The organism is Micromonospora sp. WMMA1949, assembly GCF_027460145.1.
GTDB lineage: Bacteria > Actinomycetota > Actinomycetes > Mycobacteriales > Micromonosporaceae > Micromonospora.
Genome location: NZ_JAPZBG010000001.1, coordinates 4,650,926 through 4,672,276 on the forward strand (window position 1 = coordinate 4,650,926; position 21,351 = coordinate 4,672,276).

Annotated in this window: 26 protein-coding genes; 14 read left to right on the forward strand and 12 right to left on the reverse strand. The window is 74.0% G+C overall.

The genetic code is table 11. The features are described 5' to 3' along the window. Positions 1 to 46: 46 nt before the first annotated feature. From O7607_RS22010 to O7607_RS22030, 5 genes are all read right to left on the reverse strand, one after another. Entirely contained in the window at positions 47 to 808 is a 762-nt protein-coding gene (locus O7607_RS22010) for an SDR family oxidoreductase (protein ID WP_269705061.1), read from the reverse strand. Between the two features lie 31 nt (positions 809 to 839). Next, positions 840 to 1,286, reverse strand: a complete 447-nt coding sequence (locus O7607_RS22015) for a hypothetical protein (protein WP_269705062.1) — start codon at positions 1,284 to 1,286, stop codon at positions 840 to 842. Next, the gene (locus O7607_RS22020) at positions 1,283 to 2,101 is read right to left on the reverse strand and encodes a DUF692 domain-containing protein (protein WP_269705063.1); all 819 of its coding nucleotides are present in this window, start codon (positions 2,099 to 2,101) and stop codon (positions 1,283 to 1,285) included. Before O7607_RS22020 ends, O7607_RS22015 begins: the two co-directional genes overlap by 4 nt. Further along, the gene (locus tag O7607_RS22025) at positions 2,098 to 3,009 is read right to left on the reverse strand and encodes a TIGR04222 domain-containing membrane protein (protein WP_269705065.1); all 912 of its coding nucleotides are present in this window, start codon (positions 3,007 to 3,009) and stop codon (positions 2,098 to 2,100) included. The genes O7607_RS22020 and O7607_RS22025 overlap by 4 nt, the downstream gene beginning before the upstream one ends. A 104-nt stretch (positions 3,010 to 3,113) precedes the next feature. After that, the gene (locus O7607_RS22030) at positions 3,114 to 3,686 is read right to left on the reverse strand and encodes a TetR/AcrR family transcriptional regulator (RefSeq protein WP_194803152.1); all 573 of its coding nucleotides are present in this window, start codon (positions 3,684 to 3,686) and stop codon (positions 3,114 to 3,116) included. Between the two features lie 105 nt (positions 3,687 to 3,791). Between O7607_RS22030 and O7607_RS22035 the strand changes: the two genes are divergently transcribed. The 3 genes from O7607_RS22035 to O7607_RS22045 all read left to right on the forward strand — a co-directional run bounded on the left by O7607_RS22035 (position 3,792) and on the right by O7607_RS22045 (position 6,446). After that, positions 3,792 to 4,637 carry a carbon-nitrogen hydrolase family protein gene (locus O7607_RS22035; protein WP_269705067.1) on the forward strand — a complete coding sequence of 282 codons (846 nt, stop codon included), beginning with the start codon at positions 3,792 to 3,794 and terminating at the stop codon, positions 4,635 to 4,637. Positions 4,638 to 4,696: 59 nt separating this feature from the next. Continuing rightward, positions 4,697 to 5,341, forward strand: coding sequence for an HAD family hydrolase (locus O7607_RS22040; RefSeq protein ID WP_269705068.1), 645 nt, complete (start codon positions 4,697 to 4,699; stop codon positions 5,339 to 5,341). Between the two features lie 175 nt (positions 5,342 to 5,516). Beyond that, positions 5,517 to 6,446 carry a serine protein kinase RIO gene (locus O7607_RS22045; RefSeq protein ID WP_269705069.1) on the forward strand — a complete coding sequence of 310 codons (930 nt, stop codon included), beginning with the start codon at positions 5,517 to 5,519 and terminating at the stop codon, positions 6,444 to 6,446. Between the two features lie 46 nt (positions 6,447 to 6,492). Here the strand turns inward: O7607_RS22045 and O7607_RS22050 are convergent, their stop codons facing one another. Then, positions 6,493 to 6,741, reverse strand: coding sequence for a DUF2630 family protein (locus O7607_RS22050; protein ID WP_013287422.1), 249 nt, complete (start codon positions 6,739 to 6,741; stop codon positions 6,493 to 6,495). 312 nt (positions 6,742 to 7,053) lie between these two features. Here O7607_RS22050 and O7607_RS22055 point away from each other — a divergent pair, with 312 nt between their 5' ends. From O7607_RS22055 to O7607_RS22090, 8 genes are all read left to right on the forward strand, one after another. Further along, complete coding sequence (locus O7607_RS22055; protein ID WP_269707060.1) at positions 7,054 to 8,391, forward strand: cytochrome P450; 1,338 nt, start codon at positions 7,054 to 7,056, stop codon at positions 8,389 to 8,391. Then, a complete protein-coding gene (locus O7607_RS22060) occupies positions 8,388 to 9,263 on the forward strand; it encodes a terpene synthase family protein (protein ID WP_269705071.1) in 876 nt (291 codons plus the stop codon). Before O7607_RS22055 ends, O7607_RS22060 begins: the two co-directional genes overlap by 4 nt. Beyond that, a complete protein-coding gene (locus O7607_RS22065; RefSeq protein WP_269705072.1) occupies positions 9,260 to 10,804 on the forward strand; it encodes a prenyltransferase/squalene oxidase repeat-containing protein in 1,545 nt (514 codons plus the stop codon). The genes O7607_RS22060 and O7607_RS22065 overlap by 4 nt, the downstream gene beginning before the upstream one ends. Before the next feature lie 94 nt (positions 10,805 to 10,898). After that, entirely contained in the window at positions 10,899 to 13,358 is a 2,460-nt protein-coding gene (locus O7607_RS22070) for a nitrate- and nitrite sensing domain-containing protein (RefSeq protein WP_269705073.1), read from the forward strand. A gap of 66 nt (positions 13,359 to 13,424) precedes the next feature. Further along, positions 13,425 to 13,850, forward strand: a complete 426-nt coding sequence (locus O7607_RS22075; RefSeq protein WP_269705074.1) for a roadblock/LC7 domain-containing protein — start codon at positions 13,425 to 13,427, stop codon at positions 13,848 to 13,850. Continuing rightward, positions 13,847 to 14,236 carry a DUF742 domain-containing protein gene (locus O7607_RS22080; protein WP_269705075.1) on the forward strand — a complete coding sequence of 130 codons (390 nt, stop codon included), beginning with the start codon at positions 13,847 to 13,849 and terminating at the stop codon, positions 14,234 to 14,236. The genes O7607_RS22075 and O7607_RS22080 overlap by 4 nt, the downstream gene beginning before the upstream one ends. Continuing rightward, on the forward strand, positions 14,217 to 14,825 hold the full coding sequence (locus tag O7607_RS22085) for a GTP-binding protein (RefSeq protein WP_013287415.1): 609 nt from the start codon (positions 14,217 to 14,219) through the stop codon (positions 14,823 to 14,825). The genes O7607_RS22080 and O7607_RS22085 overlap by 20 nt, the downstream gene beginning before the upstream one ends. A gap of 28 nt (positions 14,826 to 14,853) precedes the next feature. After that, positions 14,854 to 15,336 (forward strand): GNAT family N-acetyltransferase, encoded by a 483-nt coding sequence (locus tag O7607_RS22090; protein ID WP_269705076.1) that lies wholly within the window; start codon positions 14,854 to 14,856, stop codon positions 15,334 to 15,336. Between the two features lie 9 nt (positions 15,337 to 15,345). Here the strand turns inward: O7607_RS22090 and O7607_RS22095 are convergent, their stop codons facing one another. Continuing rightward, complete coding sequence (locus tag O7607_RS22095; protein WP_269705077.1) at positions 15,346 to 16,194, reverse strand: LysR family transcriptional regulator; 849 nt, start codon at positions 16,192 to 16,194, stop codon at positions 15,346 to 15,348. Positions 16,195 to 16,289: 95 nt separating this feature from the next. Between O7607_RS22095 and O7607_RS22100 the strand changes: the two genes are divergently transcribed. Continuing rightward, the gene (locus O7607_RS22100) at positions 16,290 to 17,021 is read left to right on the forward strand and encodes an SDR family oxidoreductase (RefSeq protein WP_269705078.1); all 732 of its coding nucleotides are present in this window, start codon (positions 16,290 to 16,292) and stop codon (positions 17,019 to 17,021) included. Between the two features lie 10 nt (positions 17,022 to 17,031). On the opposite strand, the gene O7607_RS22105 is transcribed toward O7607_RS22100, so the two are convergent. Further along, positions 17,032 to 17,808: a hypothetical protein gene (locus O7607_RS22105; protein ID WP_269705080.1), complete on the reverse strand. Its 777-nt coding sequence runs from the start codon at positions 17,806 to 17,808 to the stop codon at positions 17,032 to 17,034. 122 nt (positions 17,809 to 17,930) lie between these two features. After that, on the reverse strand, positions 17,931 to 18,401 hold the full coding sequence (locus tag O7607_RS22110; protein WP_269705082.1) for a YfbM family protein: 471 nt from the start codon (positions 18,399 to 18,401) through the stop codon (positions 17,931 to 17,933). Positions 18,402 to 18,485: 84 nt separating this feature from the next. Here O7607_RS22110 and O7607_RS22115 point away from each other — a divergent pair, with 84 nt between their 5' ends. Continuing rightward, the gene (locus O7607_RS22115; protein WP_269705083.1) at positions 18,486 to 18,890 is read left to right on the forward strand and encodes an SRPBCC family protein; all 405 of its coding nucleotides are present in this window, start codon (positions 18,486 to 18,488) and stop codon (positions 18,888 to 18,890) included. On the opposite strand, the gene O7607_RS22120 is transcribed toward O7607_RS22115, so the two are convergent. Beyond that, positions 18,859 to 19,605: a TetR/AcrR family transcriptional regulator gene (locus O7607_RS22120; protein WP_269705085.1), complete on the reverse strand. Its 747-nt coding sequence runs from the start codon at positions 19,603 to 19,605 to the stop codon at positions 18,859 to 18,861. The genes O7607_RS22115 and O7607_RS22120 overlap by 32 nt on opposite strands. A 96-nt stretch (positions 19,606 to 19,701) precedes the next feature. Here O7607_RS22120 and O7607_RS22125 point away from each other — a divergent pair, with 96 nt between their 5' ends. Then, positions 19,702 to 19,932 (forward strand): hypothetical protein, encoded by a 231-nt coding sequence (locus O7607_RS22125; protein ID WP_269705087.1) that lies wholly within the window; start codon positions 19,702 to 19,704, stop codon positions 19,930 to 19,932. Between the two features lie 132 nt (positions 19,933 to 20,064). Here O7607_RS22125 and O7607_RS22130 read toward each other — a convergent pair whose 3' ends face one another. Together O7607_RS22130 and O7607_RS22135 are read right to left on the reverse strand one after the other, a co-directional pair. Beyond that, on the reverse strand, positions 20,065 to 20,268 hold the full coding sequence (locus tag O7607_RS22130) for a hypothetical protein (protein WP_269705089.1): 204 nt from the start codon (positions 20,266 to 20,268) through the stop codon (positions 20,065 to 20,067). Between the two features lie 74 nt (positions 20,269 to 20,342). Beyond that, positions 20,343 to 21,308 carry a trypsin-like serine peptidase gene (locus O7607_RS22135; RefSeq protein WP_269705090.1) on the reverse strand — a complete coding sequence of 322 codons (966 nt, stop codon included), beginning with the start codon at positions 21,306 to 21,308 and terminating at the stop codon, positions 20,343 to 20,345. Positions 21,309 to 21,351 lie beyond the last annotated feature (43 nt).

Consider the following 21,351-nt stretch of genomic DNA (forward strand, 5'->3'; position numbering starts at 1 on the left):
GGAAGCCGGCCGGGCGGCGCCGCCGGCGCGGGAAGTCCGGCCACTGTCACAGCCCGCGCAGCGCGCCGCCGTCGACCGGGACGGTGATCCCGGTGACGTACCCGGCGGCGGGGGAGAGCAGGAACGCGGCCACCTTTCCGAACTCCGCCGGGTCGCCGATGCGCCGGAGCGGGATCGCCGCCTCGGCCTGCGCGCGGGCCCGCTCGGGGTCGCCGGAACCGGCCAGCAGCTCCCGGTTGCGGTCGGTCATGATCCGTCCCGGCAGCAGGCTGACCACGCGTGCGCCGCGCGGGCCGAACTCGTCCGCCATGTCCTTGGCCACGCCGGCGAGGCCCGGCCGCAGGCCGTTGGAGATGCCGAGACCGGGCAGCGGTCCGCGTACCGAGGTGGACAGCACCAGCCCGATCGCGCCGCCGTCGGTGAGTGCTCCGGCCACTGTGCGTGCGAGCCGGACGCTGCCCAGGAAGACCGTCTCGAACGACTCGCGCCACTGCTCGTCGGTCACGGTGGCGGCGGTGCCCGGCGGCGGGCCACCGACCGAGATCAGCGCGCCGTCGAGGCGGCCGAAGTGTTCGCGGGCGGCGGCGACGAGCCGCTCCGGGGTGGCGGGGTCGGTGAGGTCGGCGGTCAGCCCGATTGCGTGCCGCGGGCCGCCGAGCGCCTCGATCGCGGCGGCCACCCGTTCCGGGGTACGCGCGGAGATGACCACCCGGGCGCCGTCGGCGACGAGCTGTTCGGCGGTGGCGAAGCCGAGGCCGCCGGAGGCGCCGGTGAGCACGTACACCCGGTCGCCGAGTCCGAGATCCATGCACCGATCCTGCCGTACCGGCGGGTGCCTGTCAGCGTGGGGCGGGCCGCAGCAGGCGTACCCGGCCGGCGACCTGAACCGCGACGGCGCCGCCGGTCCGGGCCAGGGCCGGCAGGCGGCGCGGCCGGGGCGGGCGGCGGCCGTCGTAGCGGCTCGCCGCCTCGCGCACGGCCAGCTCGTCCGCGCCCAGCGGCGGCAGCGCGTCCCGCTCGCGCAGGTCGCGGGCCAGGTCCCAGCCGTCGCGCAGCGAACCGTTCGTGGGGCGGCCGTCGGCCCAGGCGGCGAACGCGGCCGGCCAGCCGGGGCCGAGACCGGCGGCGAGCAGCGGCCAGTGCCGGGCCACGTCGCCGGCCCGCTTGCGCAGCAGCGCCCGGCGGGCCGCCTCGACCGGCGCCGGGGTGAAGCCGGCCGGCAGCGGCCCGCCGGCCACCAGTGCGGCGACCAGCTCGGCCTGCCGGGCCGCCAGGTCGCCGCTCACGTGACCACCGGATGGCCGGACGCGGCGGCCAGGGCGTCCAGTTCGCCGCGCAGCTCGGCGGCGGGCGGGTAGTGCCCGTCGCGTTCCAGCAGCAGGGCGGGCGGCTGGCGCCTGGTGCACAGCTCGCGGACCAGGTCCAGCACGGCGGCGGGCACCGGGTCGGTGTGCGTGTCGTGGTAGAAGCCGCCGTGCTCGGCGCCGCCCGCGACGTGCGCGTAGGCGATGCGCTCCAGCGGCAGCCGGTCCAGCAGCGCGGCCGGGTCACCGCCCCGGTTGCGGGCGTTGGCGTGCACGTTCGCCACGTCGAGCAGCAGCAGCGCGCCGGTGGCGTCGAGGATCTCGGTGAGGAAGTCGGCCTCGTCCAGTTCGTCGTCCGGCCAGTCGAACAGCGCCGCGATCGGTTCCAGGGCCAGCGGCACCGGCAGTTCCGCCTGCGTCCGCCGCACGTTTGCCACCACCGCCGTGACCGCCTCGCGGCTGCGCGGCAGCGGCAGCAGGTGACCGGCCTCGAGGCCGCCGGCCCGCACGAACGCGATGTGCTCGCTCACCAGCGGCGCGTCCAGGGCCGCGGCCACCCCGGCCAGGTGCGCCACCCGGGCCGGGTCGACCGGCTCCGCGCCGCCGAGGGACAGCCGCACCCCGTGGGGTACGACGTCCACGCCGCGTTCGCGCAGCTCGGCGAGCCCGTCCGGGAGCGGCCCGGCGGTCGCGACCGCCTCCGCGACCACCTCGACGAAGCGCAGCCCCGGCAGGCCGGCCACGAAGCCGGCGATCTCGGGGCGCCAGCCGATGCCGACGCCGGACGGGCCGGTCATCCGCCGCACCCGCCTCCGCCGCAGCCACCGCCTCCGCCGCAGGAGCTGCCGCCTCCGCAGGAGCTGCCGGCGGTCGCCCCGCCGCCGCAGGAGGTGCCGGAGCTCGCGCCGCCCGCGTTGCCCATCGCCTGCCGCTGGATCTCGGCCTGCTCCGCGAAGCCCGGATCCATCGTCCAGAGCGTGGCGGTGCCGAACAGCGCCACGCCCAGTGCCACCTCGGTCGGACCGTACGTGGTGTACGCGGGCCCGGCGGCCGGCCGCAACCAGGTGTGCCGGCGGCGCATGTCGTTCAGCGCGGCGGTGGCCGCCCGGGTCCGCCACGGCACGCGATTGAGCAGCAGGAACGCGAGGCCGAGCGGGAACAGGCTGAGCAGCAGCCAGCCGGTGGGCCGATCGTTGAGCATCCCGGAGATCGCGCGCACGATGCCGATCGCCAGCAGGGCTCCGATCAGGAGCGCGCCGCGCCGCAGCGTCCGGCGCCGCTCCTGGTCCAGGGCCAGGCCCCGGCGGACCAAGCCGTCGCGCAGCTCGTCGAGGGCACGCCGTACCCAGTCGTCGGCCGCCAGGTCCCGGGTGCGCAGACCGCGGCTCGCCGCGTGGTGGACCGCCTGGTCCAGCGGGGTGGCCCCGGCCGGCAACGGGCCGCCGGTGGTGAGCCGCCGGTCCGGTCGTACGCCGACCGCGCCCGCGTGGCGCAGCCCGCCCAGCGCGGCCCAGACGGCGAGCTGGTCGCCACCGTTGAGGTAGGCGACCTGCTGCGGCCCCAGGTCGCCGTGCACGTTCACCGGCGTGCCGGCGAGCATCCGCCGCCGGTAGACGATCGCGCCGATGACCAGGACGACGGCGAGCAGGAGGTACCAGCGCAGGAATACGGGGCCGGGGATGCCCCAGGTGTCGGAGGGGGTCATCGTCTGCTCCTGTCGCGAGGAGGGGTCGCGGCTCATTGTGGAGCAGGCGCGCCAGAGTCGATCTCCTGGAGGGGCGTAGTTACCGGACCGAGACCGGCACCGGCTCAGTGCCGGCGGACGGCCTCCTCGACCAGGTCCAGCACCCGGGCCAGGTCGCCGGCCGGCCGGCCCATCGCCAGGTGCAGTACGAGCCCGTCGTAGGCCAGCTCCAGGAACTGGGCCAGCACGTCGATCGGCACGTCGTCGCGGAGCACACCCGCCTCGCGCTGCCGCAGCAGGCGCTCCCGGGTGGCCGCGGCGATGGCCTCGGAGCGCTCCGCCCAGCGCTTGGCGAAGGCGGGGTCGGTGCGCAGCCGGCGGGAGACCTCCAGCTGGCTGCCGAGCCAGCCGGTGGTGTCCGGCGAGACGGCCCGGGCGAGCAGGTCGCGCATGACCTGCACCAGGCCGTTACGGGCCACCGTCTCCACCATCGCGGCGGCGTCGTCCTCGGCCACGGCGAGGAACAGCGAGTCCTTGTCGCGGAAGTGGTGGAAGATCGCGCCACGGGACAGGCCGGTGGCCTCCTCCAGCCGCCGCACGGTGGCGCCCTCGTAGCCGTGCCGGGCGAAACACGCCCGCGCCGCCGCGAGGATCTCCTGCCGGCGCGCGTCGAGCTGGTCCTGACTTACTCTGGGCACGAACGGATCGTCGCAGGTGGAACCGCGTGATGCAAACCGTACGTACGGCTTGAGATGCGATTCCGGATGATCATCCGCGCGACGCCGAGTGGTTAGGATCGGCGCGTGACCGCCCCGCCCGCGCACCCGCTCACCGTCGCCGCCGTCCAGGCCCAGCCCGTCCCCGGCGACGTCGCCGGCAACGCCCGTGCCGCCGCCCGCCTCGTCGGCCGGGCCGAGGGCGCCCGCGTCGTGGTGCTGCCCGAGCTGTTCCTGCCGGCGTACCACCCGCCGACGCTCGGCGCCGACCCGGACGCCACGGACGTCGCGGCCGACGCCGACGGCCGGGTGGCCGACGCCCGGCTGGACCCGCTGCGGACCGCCGCCGCCGACGCCGGCGCCGCGGTGGTCATCGGCGCCGCCGTCCGCCACCCCGACCGGCGGCGCACCATCTCCTCGCTCGTCGTGGACGCGGCCGGCACGGTCACCGCCGCGTACGACAAGCAGCAGCTCTGGAGCGGCGAGCGGGAGCTGTTCGACGCCGGTCGCCGGGGCGCCACGCTCGAGGTCGACACGTGGCGGCTGGGCCTCGGCGTCTGCTACGACGGCTGTTTCCCCGAGCACGCGCGGGCCGCCGCCGGTGACGGCGCGCACGGCTACCTCTGCCCGAGCGGCTACCTGGCCGGCTCGGCGCACCGCCGCGACCTCTACTACGCCGCCCGCGCGCTGGACAACACCATGTACGTGGTGTTCGCCAACGCGGTCGGCGGCACCGATCCCTGGCGCTTCAACGGCGGCGCGGCGGTGTACGACCCGGAGGGCCGGCCGTTGGCCCGGGGCGCCGACACCGGCGAGGACGTGCTGGTGGCAACGCTGGACCCGGATGCGCTGGCGGCCACCCGCGCGGCGCACACGATGCTGCTGGACCGTCCGCTCGACGCCGGGGCGGCGCGCGCCGTCCTCGTGGCCTGATCGTCGTGGGGGAGCCCTCGGCCCTGTCGGTGCTCCGAGCGTTACCGTAGGGTGCCCAAGTGCCGTTGCTCCTGCTCGATCTGGACAACACCCTGCTCGACCGCGACGGGCCGTTCCGCGCCTGGGGAGAACGCTTCCTGGACGGCATCGGCGCGCCGCCGGCCGACCTCGACTGGCTGGTGTCGGTGGACGCGGACGGGCTCACCAACAGGTGGGACGTGGCGGATGCGATCCGCGACCGGTACGCGCTGCGCATCCCCTCGATCGACCTGGTCGACGAGCTGCACGACGGCGTGGTGGCGCACATGCGGCTGGACCCGCTGGTGGCCTGCGCGCTGCGGATCGCCGCCGACGCGGGCTGGGTGCCGGTGGTGGTCACCAACGGCGCGTCCCGTCAACAGGCCGCCAAGATCCGCAAGACCGGCCTGGACCGGTACGTCGCCGACTGGGTGATCTCCGAGGAGGCGGGCGTCAGCAAGCCCAACCCGAGGATCTTCGCGCTCGCCGCCCAGCGGGCCCGGATGCCGCTGCGCGGCGCATGGGTGGTGGGCGACAGCCCGGAGGCGGACATCGGCGGCGCGACGGCGGTGGGCCTGCCGAGCGTATGGCTGCACCGGGGACGCCGCTGGTCCGACCCGAGGTTCGCGCCCACCCGGATCGAGGACGGGCTGATCGCCGCCGTCGCGGCCGTCCTGGCCGGCTGACCGCGCGGGCCCGGGCGAAAATCCGTTGACCCGCACCGGGCGGGGCCACGAGCATGGTGCCGCGCGAGTGCGCAGCCGGGGTGTGCCCGGTCGAGGAGAGGAGGTCGGTCATGGCCGTCTTCGCAGGGTCGTTCCACCTGCCTCCACCAGCCTCGATCGAAGGACAGATCCACCCGTGCGCGATCACGACTTCCCGGCGCCGCAGCGCCGTGGCCGCGGCAAGAGCCGCTTCGACGACGACGAACCCGACTTCCTGAAGCGGGGGCGGCACACCCCGCCGACCCTCACCGACCCGGACGCCGAGCCCGAGGCGGAGGACGCCTGGTCCTCCTGGGACCAGGCCGTCCACGGCCCCGAGCCGCACCCGGACTGGCTGGTCACCGAACTGGCCGCCCGGGACACCGAGCTCGGGGTGCTCAAGACCGGCAAGGAGGCGGACGTCCACCTGGTCCGCCGGGCCGTGCCGGGCACCGACCGCAGCTGCCTGCTCGCGGTCAAGCGCTACCGCGACGCCCAGCACCGGCTGTTCCACCGCGACGCCGGTTACCTGGAGGGCCGCCGGGTGCGGCGGTCCCGCGAGATGCGGGCGATGACCGGCCGCACCGCGTTCGGCTGGCAGATGATCGCCGGGCAGTGGGCGGCGGCCGAGTTCGCCGCGCTGTCCCAGCTCTGGGAGATCGGGTCCGCCTCCGGGCGGATCGCGGTGCCCTATCCGGTGCAGCTGCTCGGCACCGAGCTGATGCTGGAGTTCGTCGGCGACGCCGGGGCGGGGGAGGCCGCGCCGCGGCTGGCCCAGACCCGGCCCGACGCCGGCGAGCTGCGTGACCTGTGGGAGCAGCTCGTCGAGGCGCTGACGGTGCTCGCCCGCGCCGGGTACGCACACGGCGACCTGTCGCCGTACAACCTGCTGGTGGACGCGGGCCGGCTGGTGATGATCGACCTGCCGCAGGTGGTCGACGTGGTGGCCAACCCGCAGGGGGCCGACTTCCTGGCCCGCGACGTGCGGGTGGTGGCCGCCTGGTTCACCGCCCGCGGGATGCCGGCGACGGTGACCGACCCGGCGGCGCTGACCGAGGCGCTGCTGCGGGAGGCGGGGCTGCGCTGACCGGCCGGCGTCCCGGGCGGGAGGCCGCCCGGGACGCCGGTCCGGGTCACTGCAGGTAGCGCTCGACCTCCGGCACCGGGCGTTCGCCCTGGGCGTCCGGGTCGCCGTGCGCCTGGCGGGCGGCGCGGCGGCGGCGCAGCAGGTCCCAGCACTGGTCCAGGGACTCCTCCAGCGCGCGCAGCCGCTCCCGCGCCTCGTCGTCGGTGCCGGCCTCGTGCTGCTGCGCGTCGGCGCGCAGCCGGTGCTCCTCGTCGACGAGTTCCGAGATCCGGCTCAGGATGGTCTTGTCGTCCATGCCCGAAGCTTGGCACAGCGGACGGGTCCGCGCCCGCGTTCTGGCGGCGTCCGCGCAGAGGTGAGCGTCGCTCGCGCTCCGCAGCGGCCACTGTGTACGCCAGTGACGCATATCCCACCGGCTCCATTCTCGACAAAGAGATTGTTGTTACGTGAAATATCCTCTGACCTGCCTTTTGATCTGCGACTCAGGATGGCATGCTCACGGGCAACGTCACGGGTCGATACGGAGTCGCGACCCTGAGTCAACCGAGGGAGCGTTCAGGTGCCCGAACCAACGGACACAACGAGGCCCACCGGCCGACCCCGGACCGTGCCGCTGCGGCAGATCCTGCCCGCGGTGCTCCGCGACCCCGCCCGGGCGCTCATCGACATCGGTAACCGTACCGAAGGCGAACTGGTCCGGCTCAACCTCGGTTCGTTCCGGCCCTACCTGGTCACCCACCCGAAGCACGTGCAGCACGTCCTGCGTGACCGGGCGGACAACTACGAACGAGCAGGCGACGGGCTGTTCTGGCGCCCGGTCAAGCGGCTGTTCGGCGAGGGCATCCTCGGCGAGGGGCAGATCTGGTCGGCCAGCCGGCGGATGCTCCAGCCGATGTTCACCGCCAAGCGGGTGGAGGCGCTCGTCGACGGGATGGCCGACGCGATCCGCGACGCGGTCGACGAACTGGACGAGCCGGCCCGCGCCGGCCGCCCGGTCGACATCGGCGTGGAGCAGGCGCGCATCGTCAGCCGGGCGATCATGAAGGTGCTGTTCGCCGACCGGATCTCGGTGCCGGACGCGATGCGGGTGATCGAGGCGCAGGACCGCATCGCCACCGCCGTCATTCCCCGGATCATCGTCCCGTTCGCGCCGTTGTCCCTGCCGATGCCGGGGGACCGTACGTTCGCCCGCGCCGTCCGCATCGTCGACGACGTGCTGGTGCCGATCGTCCGCGAGACGCGGGAGTCCGCCGACCAGGGCGACGACGTCATCTCGACGCTCTGGCAGGCGCGCACCGACGACGGACACCAGCTCGACGAGCGACAGGTCCGCAACGACACGGTGGCCATGTTCGCCGCCACCACCGAGACCACCATCAACGTGCTGACCTGGGCCTGGCCCCACCTGGACCAGCACCCGGAGGTGGCCGAGCGGCTCTACGCCGAGATCGACGAGGTGGTCGGCGGCGAGCCGGTACGCCGCGAGCACCTGAGCCGGCTCACCTACACCCGGATGGTGCTGGACGAGCTGCTGCGGCTCTACCCGATCGGGTGGATCATCCCGCGCCGCGCTGTCGACGGCGACGTCATCGACGGCGTCCCGATCGAGCCCGGCGCCACGATGGCGGTCAGCCCCCTGATCACCCAGCGGATGCGGCAGTTCTGGGACCGCCCGGACGAGTTCGACCCGGAGCGGTTCCGCCCCGAGCGGGTCCGCGCCCGGCACCGGTACGCCCACTTCCCGTTCGGCGGCGGCCCGCACCAGTGCCTCGGGATGTACCTGTTCTACCTGGAGGCACAGCTCATCCTCGCCACCATGCTCAGCCGCTACCGGTTCCGGCTGCACCGCACCGGCGTACCCGGACTGCGGCTGGCCGCGGCGTTGCGGCCGCGCGAGCGGGTCGAGCTGACGCTCGTCGCGGCCGGGCGGACGGAGGGGGCATGACCGACGGCGTGACACCGGATCCGCTCGCCGTCGCCGCCGAACAGGGCCGGGTCTGCGCGCTCGCCGCGCAGGGCCAGCGCGGCCTGCGCAAGGCCGCCGCCGCGCACCCCGAGCTGTTCCCGGGTGACCCGTTCGACGCGACGCTGTTCAGCAGCATCGCGCAGGCGATGGCGTTCAGCGCCCCCTGGCACAGCGCCGCCGAACTGGCGGTGACCAACCGCGCGGTGCTCTGGGGCTTCGCCGTCGACTGGCTGGTCGACCACCAGGCCACCAGCCGGGCCGAGGTCGACCGGATCACCGGCGTCTGCCTGGACGTGCTCGACGGCGCCGGCACCGGCGATCCGCTGGGCCGGTTCCTGGCCGAGCTGCGCGACGACGTCGCCGCCGCGCCCGCCTGGCCGGCGCTGCGCGGCCACTGGCGGGACACGATGGCCCGCACCCTCGACGCGATGGCCCGCGAGTGGGACTGGCGGCGTACCGGCCGCCCCACGCTCGCCGACTACCTCGCGAACGCCGACAACCTCGCCGCGACGGTGGTGAACGTGGCGCACTGGATCCACACCGGATCGGTGAGCGACGCCGCCACGCTGGCCCGGCTGATCGAGGTCAGCGACGAGGTGCAGCGGGCCCTGCGCCTGGTCAACGACCTCGGCACCCACCGCCGCGACGCCGAGTCCGGCGACCTCAACGCGCTGCTGCTGGTCGACGACCCGGCCGAGGTCGAGCAGCGCTTCGCCGAGCAGGTCGAGCACTGCCGCGTCCTGCTGGCGAAGCTGGCCGGTGAGGTGCCGCGGGAGGCCGACTTCCTGTCCCGGCAGCTCGGTTTCACCACCGGTTTCTACCGGCACACCGACTTCTGGGGCGTGCGGTGACGCTGACCGCCCGACCGGTGCCCGCCACCCGGTCCGGGACCACGCGTGACCTGATCGCCGCGCTCGACGGCGAACCGGAGGGGCAGACGTCACCGTCGGTCTACGAGACCGGACGGCTGGTCACGCTCGCGCCGTGGCTCGACGGCCACGACCGGCGCCTGGCCTGGCTGCTGGATCGGCAGCGCCCGGACGGTGGCTGGGGCGGCCCCGGCGGGTACGCGCTGGTCCCGACGCTGAGCGCGGTCGAGGCGCTGCTGGCCGAGCTGCACCGCGACGGGCCGTCCGCCGCGCCGTCCGCCGCCGTCCACCGGGGACTGGCGTACCTGGCCGGGGCGCTGCGCGACGGCGCTCCGCCGGACCTGCCGGCCACCGACCTGATCGTGCCCGCGCTGCTCGCGGCAGTGGACCGGCACCTCGACGGGCCGGCCGGGCCGCCACCCGGGCTGACCGAGTGGGCCGGCCGGCCCCGCCTGCCGCTGCCGGCCGGTCTCGACCCGGCCCGCCTGACCCGGGTACGCGGACTGCTCGCCACCGGGCGGCCCGTGCCGGAGAAGCTGGCGCACGCCCTGGAGGTGGCGGGTGAGCTGGCGTACCGCGCGCCCGGGGTGCGTCCCTCGGCGAGCGGCGCCGTCGGCGCCTCACCGGCCGCCACCGCCGCCTGGCTGGGCGGGCCGGAGCCCGGACCCGCGCTGGACTACCTGAACGCTGTCGCCCGCCCCGGCCCGGTGCCCTGCGCGAGCCCGATCACCGTCTTCGAACGGGCCTGGGTGCTCGGCATCCTGGTCCGGGCCGGCGTGCCGGTCGGCGCGCCCGAGCCGGTGCTGACCGAGCTGCGCGCCGCCGTCGGGCCGTCCGGCGCGGCCACCGCGCCCGGCCTGCCCGCCGACGCCGACACCACGGCGGTCACGCTCTACGCCCTGGCCCGGCTCGGCCGCGCGCCCGGTGTCGCGTCGCTGGCCGGATTCGACACCGGCCGGCACTTCTGCACCTGGCCGGGGGAGGACGGTGCCTCGCTGACCACGAACGCGCACGTGCTCGACGCGCTCGGCGAGCAGCCCAGCGGTCCCGGCGTCACCGGCGCCCGGCGCCGCGTCACCGACTGGCTGCTGGACCGGCAGGAGCCGGACGGGCGGTGGGAGGACCGCTGGCACGCCTCGCCGTACTACGCCACCTACGCGGTGCTGCTGGCGCTGGCCGACCACGCGCCGGACGGCGCGGCGCGTGCCGCCGTCGAGCGGGGCGTCGCCTGGTTGCTGGACACGCAGCGCCCGGACGGCTCCTGGGGACGGTGGGACGGCACCGCCGAGGAGACCGCGTACGCGGTGCTCGCCCTGGCCGACGCGGGCCGGCCCGGTGACCCCCGGATCACGTCGGCGCTGGTGCGGGGACGTCGTCGACTGTCCGAGCTGGACGGATGCGACGACGAACCGGCACTATGGCACGACAAGGACCTCTACCGCCCGACGCGGATCGTGCGCGCCGCGGTGCTGGCGGCCTCGGCCGCGCCGGGGCGGCCCGGTCCGGGGCCGCACCTACCATGATCAGGATCGCTTGAATGAGGTTCCCGACGGCTGCTAGCGTGCGCCGGAGTCGATCGGATGTCGGACCGACCGAAGACCGGGCCAGGACGGTGTGATGGGTTCCCGCAGTACGAATCTCCGTACGAAGATCATCGCGCTGCTGGCGTCGCTGACCGCGCTCTGGGCGTTCGCCGCGTGGGTGACCGTACGGGACGGGTTCAACCTGCTCGGCGTGCAGACGCTCAACGCGCGTGTCTTCGAACCGAGCGACCCGCTGCTGCAGGAGTTGCAGGCCGAGCGACGGTTGTCGCTGCGCTACCTCGGTGAGTCCGACCCGGGCCGGTTGCAGGAGCTGGAGGCCCAGCGCGCGCGGACCGACGACACCGCGACCGCGCTGTGGCGCTCGGTGCGGGACTGGCGCACCGAGATCCCAGCCAGCGAGGAGCTGATGCAGCGGCTCGACGAGCTGAAGACCGAGCTGGACCAGCTCGGTCAGGTACGCGCCGAGGTCAGCCGCAAGACCATCGACCGGACCACCACGCTCATCGCGTACGACGAGGCGGTCGACGGGATCTTCGCCGTCTTCGACGCCCTCGGCGGCCTCGACGACGACGAGATCGCCAAGGACACCGCCGCGCTCATCGACCTCAACCGGTCCCGGGAGCTGCTGTCCCAACAGGACGCGCTGATCACGGGCGCGATCGCGGCCAACCGGATCACCGTCGGCGAGCAGACCGCGTTCGCCCGGCTGGTCGGCGCGCAGTGGTTCCTCGCCGACCGTACCGCCCGGGAACTCGCCCCCGGTGACCGTGCCCGCTTCGACCGGATGGTCGAGGGCGACGCGTTCCAGCAGCTCCGCACGCTCCAGGACCAGGTGCTCGCGGCCAAGGGCGCCGAGGTGCGCCCGCCGGTGACCGCCGCGGCGTGGCAGGCCGCCGCCGAGAAGGCGATGGCCGACCTGCGCGAGGTGATCCTCGCCGGCGGTGAGGACATCGTGTCCCGGGCCACGCCGGTCGCGATCGGCGTCATCGTGCGGCTGGTGCTCGCCGCCGGTCTCGGCCTGATCGCCGTCATCGCCTCCGTGGTCGTCTCGATCACCACGGCCCGGGCGCTCGTCCGCCAGCTCGAACGGCTGCGCGAGGCCGCCTTCCAGCTGGCGCACGAACGCCTGCCGAGCGTGGTGGAGCGGCTGGGCCGCGGCGAGGAGGTGGACGTCGCCCGCGAGGCGCCACCGTTGCAGTTCGGCGACGACGAGATCGGTCAGGTGGGCAAGGCGTTCAACGTCGTGCAGGAGACCGCCGTCCGGACCGCCGTCGAGCAGGCCGAGCTGCGCCGCAGCGTACGCGACGTGTTCCTCAGCCTGGCCCGGCGCACCCAGGCGCTCGTGCACCGGCAGCTCACGCTGCTGGACGCGATGGAGCGGCGGGAGCACGACGCCGAGGAACTGGAGGACCTGTTCCGGGTCGACCACCTGGCCACCCGGATGCGGCGCAACGCGGAGAACCTGATCGTCCTCTCCGGCTCGACGCCCGGCCGGGCCTGGCGGCGCAACGTCCCCATGGTCGACGTGGTACGCGGCGCGGTCGCCGAGGTCGAGGACTACACCCGGGTCACGGTGCGCCCGCTCGGCGACGTGTCGCTGACCGGCCGTGCCGTCGGTGACGTCATCCACCTGCTGGCCGAGCTGATCGAGAACGGGCTCTCCTTCTCCCCGCCGCAGACCACTGTGGAGGTCCGCGGCCAGCTCGTGGCGAACGGCTTCGCCATCGAGATCGAGGACCGCGGCCTCGGCATGAGCGCCGACGAGATGGCCGCCGCCAACGCGCGCATCGTCGACCGGTCCGAGCTGAATCTCGCCGACGCGGCCCGGCTCGGCCTGTTCGTGGTCAGCCGGCTCACCGAACGGCACGGCGTCAAGGTGCAGCTCAAGGAGTCCGCGTACGGCGGGACCACGGCAGTGGTGCTGATCCCGCGTGAACTGATCACCGCCGACGGCGCCGACGCATCCGACGCTCTCCCCGCCCCCGGGACGGTCCTGCCGGCGCCGGACCCGGCGCGGAACACGCCGGCCGAGGACGGCACCGAGCCGGCCACCGCGTCCGGCCCGGACGGCGGCACCGAACCCGACCAGCCCGCCGAGCCCGCCCCGCAGGTGCCGGAGCCGGTGGCGCAGGCGCCCCGGCTGACCCCGTCCGGGCTGCCGGCGCGTACCCGCAAGCGGCAGCCCGCGGTGGCCGGGCCCACCACGGAGCTGGCGGTGGTGGAGCGGCGGCCCGCCGCCACGACCGACGCCGCAGCGGAGCCGGAGCCGGAGGACGCGCCGGTCACCGACGCGGGGCTCCCGGTCCGGGTACGCCAGGCCAGCCTCGCGCCGGAGCTGCGACACGACCAGAGCGCGGTGGACGACGACGACACCGCCGACGACGACACGGCGCGTGCACCGGAGCAGGTGCGCCGGATGATGAGCTCCTATCAGAGCGGCACGCGACGCGGCCGTACCGATGCCGCGCGCTTGCTCGGCGGAGCGCAGGGGGCCGGCGGTGCGCCGGCCGACGCGGACGAGCAGGTTACCTGACCGGGACGTCGACGCGACGGAAACCGGAAGCTGACGGCACACCAGCCGGGAAGATGAGGACGACGAGTGGCGCAGAAGACGGCTTCGAGCGCGGATCTGACGTGGCTGCTGGATGACCTGGTCGGCCGGGTCAAGCAGGCGGAGCACGCCGTGGCGCTCTCCACCGACGGACTGTTGATGGCCTCGTCCCGCGGATTGAGCCGGGACGACGGCGAGCACCTGGCGGCCATGGCGGCGGGCATCCAGAGCCTCGCCCGGGGCGCGGGCAAACGGTTCGGTGGCGGGCAGGTGCAGCAGACCATCATCGAGATGCAGTCCTCCTTCCTGTTCGTCACAGCGGCCGGCCGCAACGCCTGCCTGGCGGTGCTGGCGTCGGAGGACACGGACGTCGGCCTGATCGCGTACGAGATGGCCATGCTCGTCACCCGGGTCGGCCGGTTCGTCGCATCACCGACCCGGGAACAGCCCCTCGGCGAGAACGCGGCACGATGACCGGCCGGGGGGACTCCGCGGAGCAGGAGTGGGTGGACGACCACGCCGGCCCGGTGGTGCGCCCGTACGCGGTGACCGGAGGCCGGGCCCGCCCGGTGACCGGTACGTTCGACCTGATCTCGCTGGTCACCTCGACCCGCACAGATGTCGGGTCGGAGTCCGGGCTGGGCCCGGAGCACGTGGCGATCGTCGGCCTCTGCCAGCGGATCCTCTCCGTGGCCGAGATCGCCGCCCATCTCGACCTGCCGGTGGGCACGGTCCGGGTCCTCCTCGGAGACCTGGCCGCCCGCAGACTGGTACAGGTACGCGAGCCGCGCGCGACCACCGCCGGCCTTCCCGACGAGCACGTTTTCGAGGCGGTTATCAATGGACTACGGGCGCTCTGAGCGGCCGGCGGGCGCCGCTCCGCTACCCACCGCGATCAAGATCCTGATCGCGGGCGGGTTCGGCGTCGGCAAGACCACCATGGTCGGCGCGGTCAGCGAGACCCGGCCGCTGCGGACCGAGGAGGTGCTCACCGAGACCGGGATCGGCATCGACGACCTGTCCGGTATCGAGGAGAAGTCGACCACCACCGTGGCGATGGACTTCGGCCGCATCACCATCAGCGACGACCTGGTGCTCTACCTGTTCGGTACGCCCGGGCAGGACCGGTTCTGGTTCGTCTGGGACGAGCTGGCGCTCGGCGCGCTCGGCGCGGTGGTGCTCGCCGACACCCGCCGGCTGGCCGACTGCTTCCCGTCGATCGACTACTTCGAGGGGCGCGGTACGCCCTTCGTGGTGGCGGTGAACTGCTTCGAGGGCGCCAAGACGTTCCGTCTCGACGAGGTGCAGGCCGCGCTCGACCTCGACCCGGGCGTACCCGTGGTGCTGTGCGACGCGCGCAAGCGGGAGTCGGCCAAGGAGGTGCTGATCACGCTGCTGGAGCACGCCATGAAGCTGCGGGAGGCGCGCCGCCGCGCCGCCGAGGACTGAACTGTCACACATCGACGGGGGAGTGGCGATGACCGAGGTGAGCGTCCGGGCGATGAACCCGGACGAGTTCGGCAGATGGCAGGACGAGCTGGCCGCCGGCTACGCGCGGGAGCACGTCACGGCCGGCAACTGGACGCCCGAGGAGGCGCTCGACCGGGCCCGGGAGGCCGCCGCCGGCTTCCTGCCGCAGGGTATGGCCACACCCGGCATGCTGTTCCTGGTCGGCGAGCTGGCAGACGGTTCACCGGTCGGCCGGCTGTGGATCGGCCTGACCCACCCGCGCGGTCTCGCCGACTGCGCGTTCCTCTACGACATCGAGGTGGCCGCCGGGCATCGGGGCCGGGGCCTCGGGCGGGCGCTGCTCGCGGCCGGGGAGCGGGCGGCCCGGGAGCACGGCGCCCAGGCGCTGGAGCTGAACGTCTTCGGCGCCAACGAGACGGCACGCAAGCTGTACGAGACGTCCGGCTACCGGGTGGTCACCCAGCAGATGCGCAAGGAGTTGCCCGCCTAGCGGCCGGCGTCACAGGCGGGTGGCGGTCCGGATCAGGGCGGCCAGCGGCCGGGACCGGCTGTGCGGCGGCCACGCGATCACAGTGGTCACCGCCGGGGCGTCCGGCACCGGCACGACGGTCAGGTCGGCGAGCAGCAGCGACCGGACCGACTCCGGCAGCACCACCGCGGTACGGCCGAGCGCGATGAGCTGGAACAACTGGGCGTGGTCGCGGACCTCGGGGCCCGGACCGTCCGGATACGACCCGTCGGCCCGGGGCCAGCGCGGCATCGGCAGGCCGGACAGCGTCTCCACCTCGGCCATGAGGAGGTGCGGCCGCCGGGCCAGCGGATGGCCGGCCGGCAGGACCGCCACCTGCTGCTCGGTGACCAGTTCCTCGGTGTCCAGCCCGGCGGTCGAGTCGAACGGCAGGTGCAGCAACGCCACGTCGGCCCGCCCGTCGCGCAGCAGCCGTTCCTGCTCGCCGATGCCGCACAGCAACACCTCGACGGGGACGGCGTCCGGCTCGGCCGCGTACGCGTCGAGCAGTTTCGGCAGCAGTTCGCTCGACGCGCCCGCCTTCGTGGCCAGCACCAGCCCGGGGCCGCCGTTCGTGGCTTGGCCGGCGCGGCGGGTACGGCGGTCGGCGGCGTCCACGGCGTCGAGGGCGGCCCGGCCCTCGCGGAGCAGCACCGACCCGGCCGCGGTGAGCGCGACGCCGCGGCTGTCCCGGTCCAGCAGGGTCACGCCGAGACGCCGTTCGAGCTGCTGGATCGCGCGCGACAGCGGCGGCTGGGCGATGCCCAGGCGTCGCGCGGCGCGGCCGAAGTGCAGTTCCTCGGCCACCGCGACGAAGTAGCGAAGCTCCCGCGTCTCCATCCCGCCACCGTACCGCCGAATCGATACCCGCCAGGTATCGGCCGCTACCGAGGTGGTGTTGGAGGCCCGCTCGCCGCGCGGACAGGATCGAAACCATGAGCGAACGGACGATCGCGCTGGTGACGGGCGCGAACAAGGGAATCGGGTACGAGATCGCGGCGGGCCTGGGCGCGCTGGGCTGGCGGGTGGGCGTCGGCGCCCGGGACGAGCAGCGGCTCGCGGAGGCGGTCGCGAAGCTGCGCGCGGGTGGTGTGGACGCGTTCGGCGTACCGCTGGACGTGACCGACGACGCGAGCGTGGCCGCCGCCGCCCGGCTGCTGGAGACGGAGGCCGGCGGGCTGGACGTGCTCGTCAACAACGCGGGCGTGACCGGTGGCGTGCCGCAGCACCCGGGCGACGTCGACCTCGCGACCATCCGGACGGCGGTCGAGGTCAACGTGATCGGCGTGGTCCGGGTGACCGAGGCGATGCTGCCGTTGCTGCGCCGCTCGGCCTCGCCGCGGATCGTCAACATGTCCAGCGGCGTCGGCTCGCTGACCCGGCAGAGCGCCTCGGAGGGCGAACACCAGACCGGCCCGCTGTCGGTGGCGTACTCGCCGTCGAAGAGCATGCTCAACGCGGTGACCATCCAGTACGCGCGGGCGCTGGCCGGCACGGGCGTCCTGATCAACGCCGCCTGCCCGGGTTTCACCGCCACCGACCTGAACGACTTCCGCGGTGTGCGGACCCCGCAGCAGGGCGCGGCGATCGCGATCCGGCTGGCGACGCTGCCCGGCGACGGGCCGACCGGCGGCTACTTCGAGGACGCGGGCGTGATCCCGTGGTGAGTGCGGCGCGTCAGCACCACATGACCGGGTTGCCGGTCGCCACCGACGCCGCGCACAGCCGGCGCAGCGGCTCCACGATGTAGGCGAAGTCGCCGCCCGACCGGCTCCGGGACCGCACCGCGAGCCGTTCGGGCGGCGGCTCGCCGTGCCCGCCCACCGGCCGCATCGCCAGCACCGTCCGCGTCCCGCCGGCGGTGAACTCCACCCGGTCGCCGGGCAGCGGCCGCTGGCCGAACCGCACGGCCCGGAACAGCGTGGCGGGCGGGTCGGCGGTGTCGACAACGAAGAAGCCGTCCGGATCGACCCCGGCCCGGAAATCCGGGCCCAGCATGAACACCCCGTGATAGCTCTCGACGTACTGCATCAGCACCCGGCCGGTCGCCTCGTCGATCAGCTCCACCTCGTCGGTGATCCGGTCGGTGCGCGCGAACGCGTCCAGCTCGGCGAGCGCGACCGCCGCCCGGTCGGCCGGCAGCGAGCCGCCGTTGAGGTTCGGGAGCGCGGTGGCGAGCGTCGGGAAGCGCTCCGGGCCGGCGGCGCGTAGCGCCTGCTGGAACAGCCGCACACCGGCCCAGTTGGACACGTGCTCGCTCGCCTGCTCCATGGCCTTGTGCGGGCACGCCTCCGCCTGCCAGGCGTCGAACGTGCGGTGCGCGGCCTCGTTGCCCTCCCACTGCAGCAACAGCGCGAGACAGCCCTCCTCGTCGATGCCGACCGGTTCGACCGGGCAGGGCGTGGCGAGGCCGTCCTGCCAGCACCGGCAGTACACGAATGCGTCGAGTCCCACGCCGGCACGCTACCGGCGGCAACCCGACGGCGCGTACCCGTTTCCGCCGGCTCGTCTCCGTCGACTCGTTTCCGGCGGCTCGTCTTCGGGCGGCTCGTTTCCGTCGGTTCGTTTCCCGCCGGTCAGGTGACGGCGAGCAGCACGGCGTCTCCGCTCGCCGCCGCGTCTCGGTAGAAGTCACGCAGCCGGGTGAAGTTCGGCAGCAGGTAGCCGTCGAACTCGTCGTCGCCGTCGTCCCAGATGTGCGGGTAGATCTCGGCCTCCGACATGGCGGCCGGGTCGAAGCGGGCCCGCAGCGTCGCCTCGTCGATCGCGTCGAGCCCGGCGGCCACGGCGCGGACGGCGTCGGGCATGAGCAGCCGGGCCGGGCCCATGCCGAGGTCCGGGCCGATCGGGTCACCGCCGATGATCGCCGGCCCGGCGTCACCCCGGACCTCGTACGTGGTGCCGGTCAGCAGGTAGTGCAGCCCGTGCCACGCCTTGTCGAGATCGAGTTCGTCCGGCCCGCCCGGGAACAGGGTGCCGACCTTCTCCGGGTCGGCGAGGACCGCCGCCAGCTCCTCGGCGGACAGCCGGCGTGCGTAGAAGATCATGCCCATGGGGTTGCCTCTCGGGGGACCGGTGGGAATCGGCGGCAGCGTAGCGTGCGCGTGCGACAGGCATGGCACCATCGGCGCATGGCCACCGACACCCGGCACCTCAGCGTCCACATCGACCGGCCGGTCGCGGATGTCTACGCCTTCGCCGCCGACCCGGCGAACCTGCCCCGCTGGGCGCCGGGTCTCGGCGGCTCGGTCGTGCTCGTCGACGGCCACTGGTATGTGGACACGCCCGAAGGGCGGGCGCGGCTGACGTTCGCGCCGGCAAACGAGTACGGCGTGCTCGACCACGAGGTGCTGACGCCGTCGGGCGAGACGGTGTACGTGCCGTTGCGCGCGATCGCCGACGGCGACGCCACCGAGGTGGTGTTCAGCCTGCGGCGGATGCCCGGCATGAGCGACGCGGACTTCGAGCGGGACACCGCGCTCGTGGAGGCGGACCTGGCCCGGCTCAAGGCGGTGCTGGAGAGCGCCGCCGGCTGAGATGCGCGCGTGGTCGGTCCGGCGTGCCGGTCCGTGCCGCCGCCCGGAGAATGCCGTCGAGGCCCTCCTCGAACAGCAGGTCGTCGGCCCATCGGGCGTCGTCGAGATGGCCGGAGGTGCTGAGGGTCGGATAGGTGTCGGCGCGCGCGGCGATGTGGTCGCGGGCTGCGGCTCTCGCGCCCGGGTCCGCGGTCCGGCGCCACGTGGCCTCCGTGAGCGAGGCGCCGATGACGTAGTTGGCCAGCATTCTCGTGGCGACCGCGAGCTGAAGACCGTGGCAGCCGCCGCGCACGAGCGCCGACTGCAGGAACTCGGTGCGGGCCAGGACGTTGGGCCCGAGCATCGGACGACCGATGAGCCCGGGTGCCCAGGGATGGCGCAACATCGCGTCGCGCCAGGCCCGGACGAGGACGCGGATGTCCTCCATCCAGTCGTCGCCGGCGTCCGGGATCGGCACGTCGCCGAAGATGCGGTCGACGGCCAGGTCCAGGACGTCGTCCTTCGTCTTCACGTGCCAGTAGAGCGCGGTGGCGGTCACGCCGAGCCGCTGGGCGAGCAGACGCATCGTCAGGCCCTCGACGCCGTGCTCGTCCAGCGCTGTCACGGCGAATTCCACGATGCGCTCACGGGTCAGCGGCGGCTTACGCCGCGCCCGCGGCTGCTCTGCCCGCAGCCACACCGGTGTCGTCGCCGCACCGGGCTCGGTCGTGGTCATGGAGCCACTCTAGTTCACTGGACAGGCAGCTTAACAACGGTAAGCTGATTGAACAGACGAAAGTTCGGCCTCGACAGTGGGCAAGGAGGCTGCGCCGTGCCCCTGCTGCGGATCCACCTCGACAGCGACCCCACCACCGCCCGCCGCGTCCTCCACCTGCATCGCGAGGGCGGCATCCATCACGAGTCGCGGGAAGCCGCCCGGGAGCAGGTGTGGCGCCAGGGTCGCACCCCGGCCGGTGACCCGGTCTTCGTCGGCATCACCAACGGCCGCCGCAACGTGCAACTGCTCTACGACGTCGAGGTCTACTCCGACACCGTTCCGTGAGGACTCGTCGGCACTCACGCCTCTCACGAATGGGAATTGCGACTCGGGCTCGGCCGGCGAAAGGAATTCGGCGCGCCCGTGCGCGAGCGTTCGATTCCGGGCAACGCAATCCGGCGGACGCAATTCGGTGATTCAGTCGCCGATCGCGTCCCGCATTCGTTCCCTCGTCCAGTATTCGGACGGATCGGTGGCGCCGGGGCTCGGGTTGTGCGTCGCGACCACCGGGCCGGGCGCCGGCCGCGCCGAGCCGCCGTCGCGCGCCGCGACGACCACGACGGCCGCGGCCACGGCGAGCGCCGCGACGGCGGCCGCGCCGAGCAGCACACGGTGTGACATGTCGCCTCCTCCGGGCCGTGGGGCCGGTGCCGGTCCGCCTGGTGCGCCGGGCGGCACACCAGGCGGACCGTCGTTCACCAGGTGTCGTTCGCGTACGTGTTGTAGAGCGTCCCCACCACCGCGGCGGAGAAGTACGGCGAGCCGTTCGTGTTCGAGCCGCTCGAGTAACTCATCACCCCGTGCACGTCACCGCGCCTGGTGGTGTTGTCGTAGCTGTAGTACCACGGGCCGCCGCTCGAACCGCCCCCGAAGCCGCAGTTCATCTCGATCCGGTTGCTGCCCGCGTCCCTCGACGTGCCCGAGCAGACCCACTGGATCTCGCCGCTGTCCTTGTTGCTCGGGTAGCCGAAGATGTCGTAGTGGTACGCCCGGCCGCCGCCGGTGAGCAGCCCGTTCGCGCCGACCGCGTCCACGATCGACCGGCTGCCGTAGACGAGCGCGACAGCCACGTCGTACTGCCGCTCGCGGGTGCTGATCCAGCCGCTGGGCACCGCGAGCGTGGACCAGTCCCAGGTGCCGTACGGCTGCGCGCCGTTGCGGTACGACGGCACGAACATCCAGTTCGCGGTGTGCCAGTCCCGGCCCGGCCCGTCGTGCACGCAGTGCGCGGCCGTGAAGACCATGTTGCGCGCCGGGCTGTTCACCACGCTCGCGGAGCAGTAGTGCCCCAAGCCGTCGGTCGAGCTGGTGTAGAAGATCTTCCCGACCGTGATCGACTCGTTCAGCTGGGTGCCGAAGCCGCTGCCGTCCTTCGGCGCCACCGCCTCGGCGAAGCGTCGCACCCGCTCGGCCGTGGGGCTCTGGGTGACCGGGCCGGCGGACTTCTCCACCTCGTCGGCCGGGGTGGCCGCCGCCATGCGCTCGGCCGTCCAGTAGGCCTTGGCCTGCGTGGACGATCCCGCCTTGCGCTCGATCGACGTGACAGTGGCCGGAGCGGCCGTGCCCGCGGTGGTGCCGGTGCCGGCCAGCGCCGGAGTGCCGGCGAGGATCGCCGGCAGGATCAGGGCCGGCAGGGCCAGAAGTCTGATCGTCGTCTTCATGAAATCCTTCCCAGTGTTCGATTCCCGGATCGAAACTGGAGCG

Bases quoted from the DNA above. Each gene is read 5' to 3' on its own strand.
- O7607_RS22010 (WP_269705061.1), bottom strand. From the start codon at position 808: ATGGATCTCGGACTCGGCGACCGGGTGTACGTGCTCACCGGCGCCTCC.
- O7607_RS22020 (WP_269705063.1), bottom strand. From the start codon at position 2,101: ATGACCGGCCCGTCCGGCGTCGGCATCGGCTGGCGCCCCGAGATCGCC.
- O7607_RS22025 (WP_269705065.1), bottom strand. From the start codon at position 3,009: ATGACCCCCTCCGACACCTGGGGCATCCCCGGCCCCGTATTCCTGCGC.
- O7607_RS22050 (WP_013287422.1), bottom strand. From the start codon at position 6,741: ATGGACGACAAGACCATCCTGAGCCGGATCTCGGAACTCGTCGACGAG.
- O7607_RS22060 (WP_269705071.1), top strand. From the start codon at position 8,388: ATGACCGACGGCGTGACACCGGATCCGCTCGCCGTCGCCGCCGAACAG.
- O7607_RS22070 (WP_269705073.1), top strand. From the start codon at position 10,899: ATGGGTTCCCGCAGTACGAATCTCCGTACGAAGATCATCGCGCTGCTG.
- O7607_RS22080 (WP_269705075.1), top strand. From the start codon at position 13,847: ATGACCGGCCGGGGGGACTCCGCGGAGCAGGAGTGGGTGGACGACCAC.
- O7607_RS22085 (WP_013287415.1), top strand. From the start codon at position 14,217: ATGGACTACGGGCGCTCTGAGCGGCCGGCGGGCGCCGCTCCGCTACCC.
- O7607_RS22090 (WP_269705076.1), top strand. From the start codon at position 14,854: ATGACCGAGGTGAGCGTCCGGGCGATGAACCCGGACGAGTTCGGCAGA.
- O7607_RS22095 (WP_269705077.1), bottom strand. From the start codon at position 16,194: ATGGAGACGCGGGAGCTTCGCTACTTCGTCGCGGTGGCCGAGGAACTG.
- O7607_RS22100 (WP_269705078.1), top strand. From the start codon at position 16,290: ATGAGCGAACGGACGATCGCGCTGGTGACGGGCGCGAACAAGGGAATC.
- O7607_RS22110 (WP_269705082.1), bottom strand. From the start codon at position 18,401: ATGATCTTCTACGCACGCCGGCTGTCCGCCGAGGAGCTGGCGGCGGTC.
- O7607_RS22115 (WP_269705083.1), top strand. From the start codon at position 18,486: ATGGCCACCGACACCCGGCACCTCAGCGTCCACATCGACCGGCCGGTC.
- O7607_RS22120 (WP_269705085.1), bottom strand. From the start codon at position 19,605: ATGACCACGACCGAGCCCGGTGCGGCGACGACACCGGTGTGGCTGCGG.
- O7607_RS22130 (WP_269705089.1), bottom strand. From the start codon at position 20,268: ATGTCACACCGTGTGCTGCTCGGCGCGGCCGCCGTCGCGGCGCTCGCC.
- O7607_RS22135 (WP_269705090.1), bottom strand. From the start codon at position 21,308: ATGAAGACGACGATCAGACTTCTGGCCCTGCCGGCCCTGATCCTGCCG.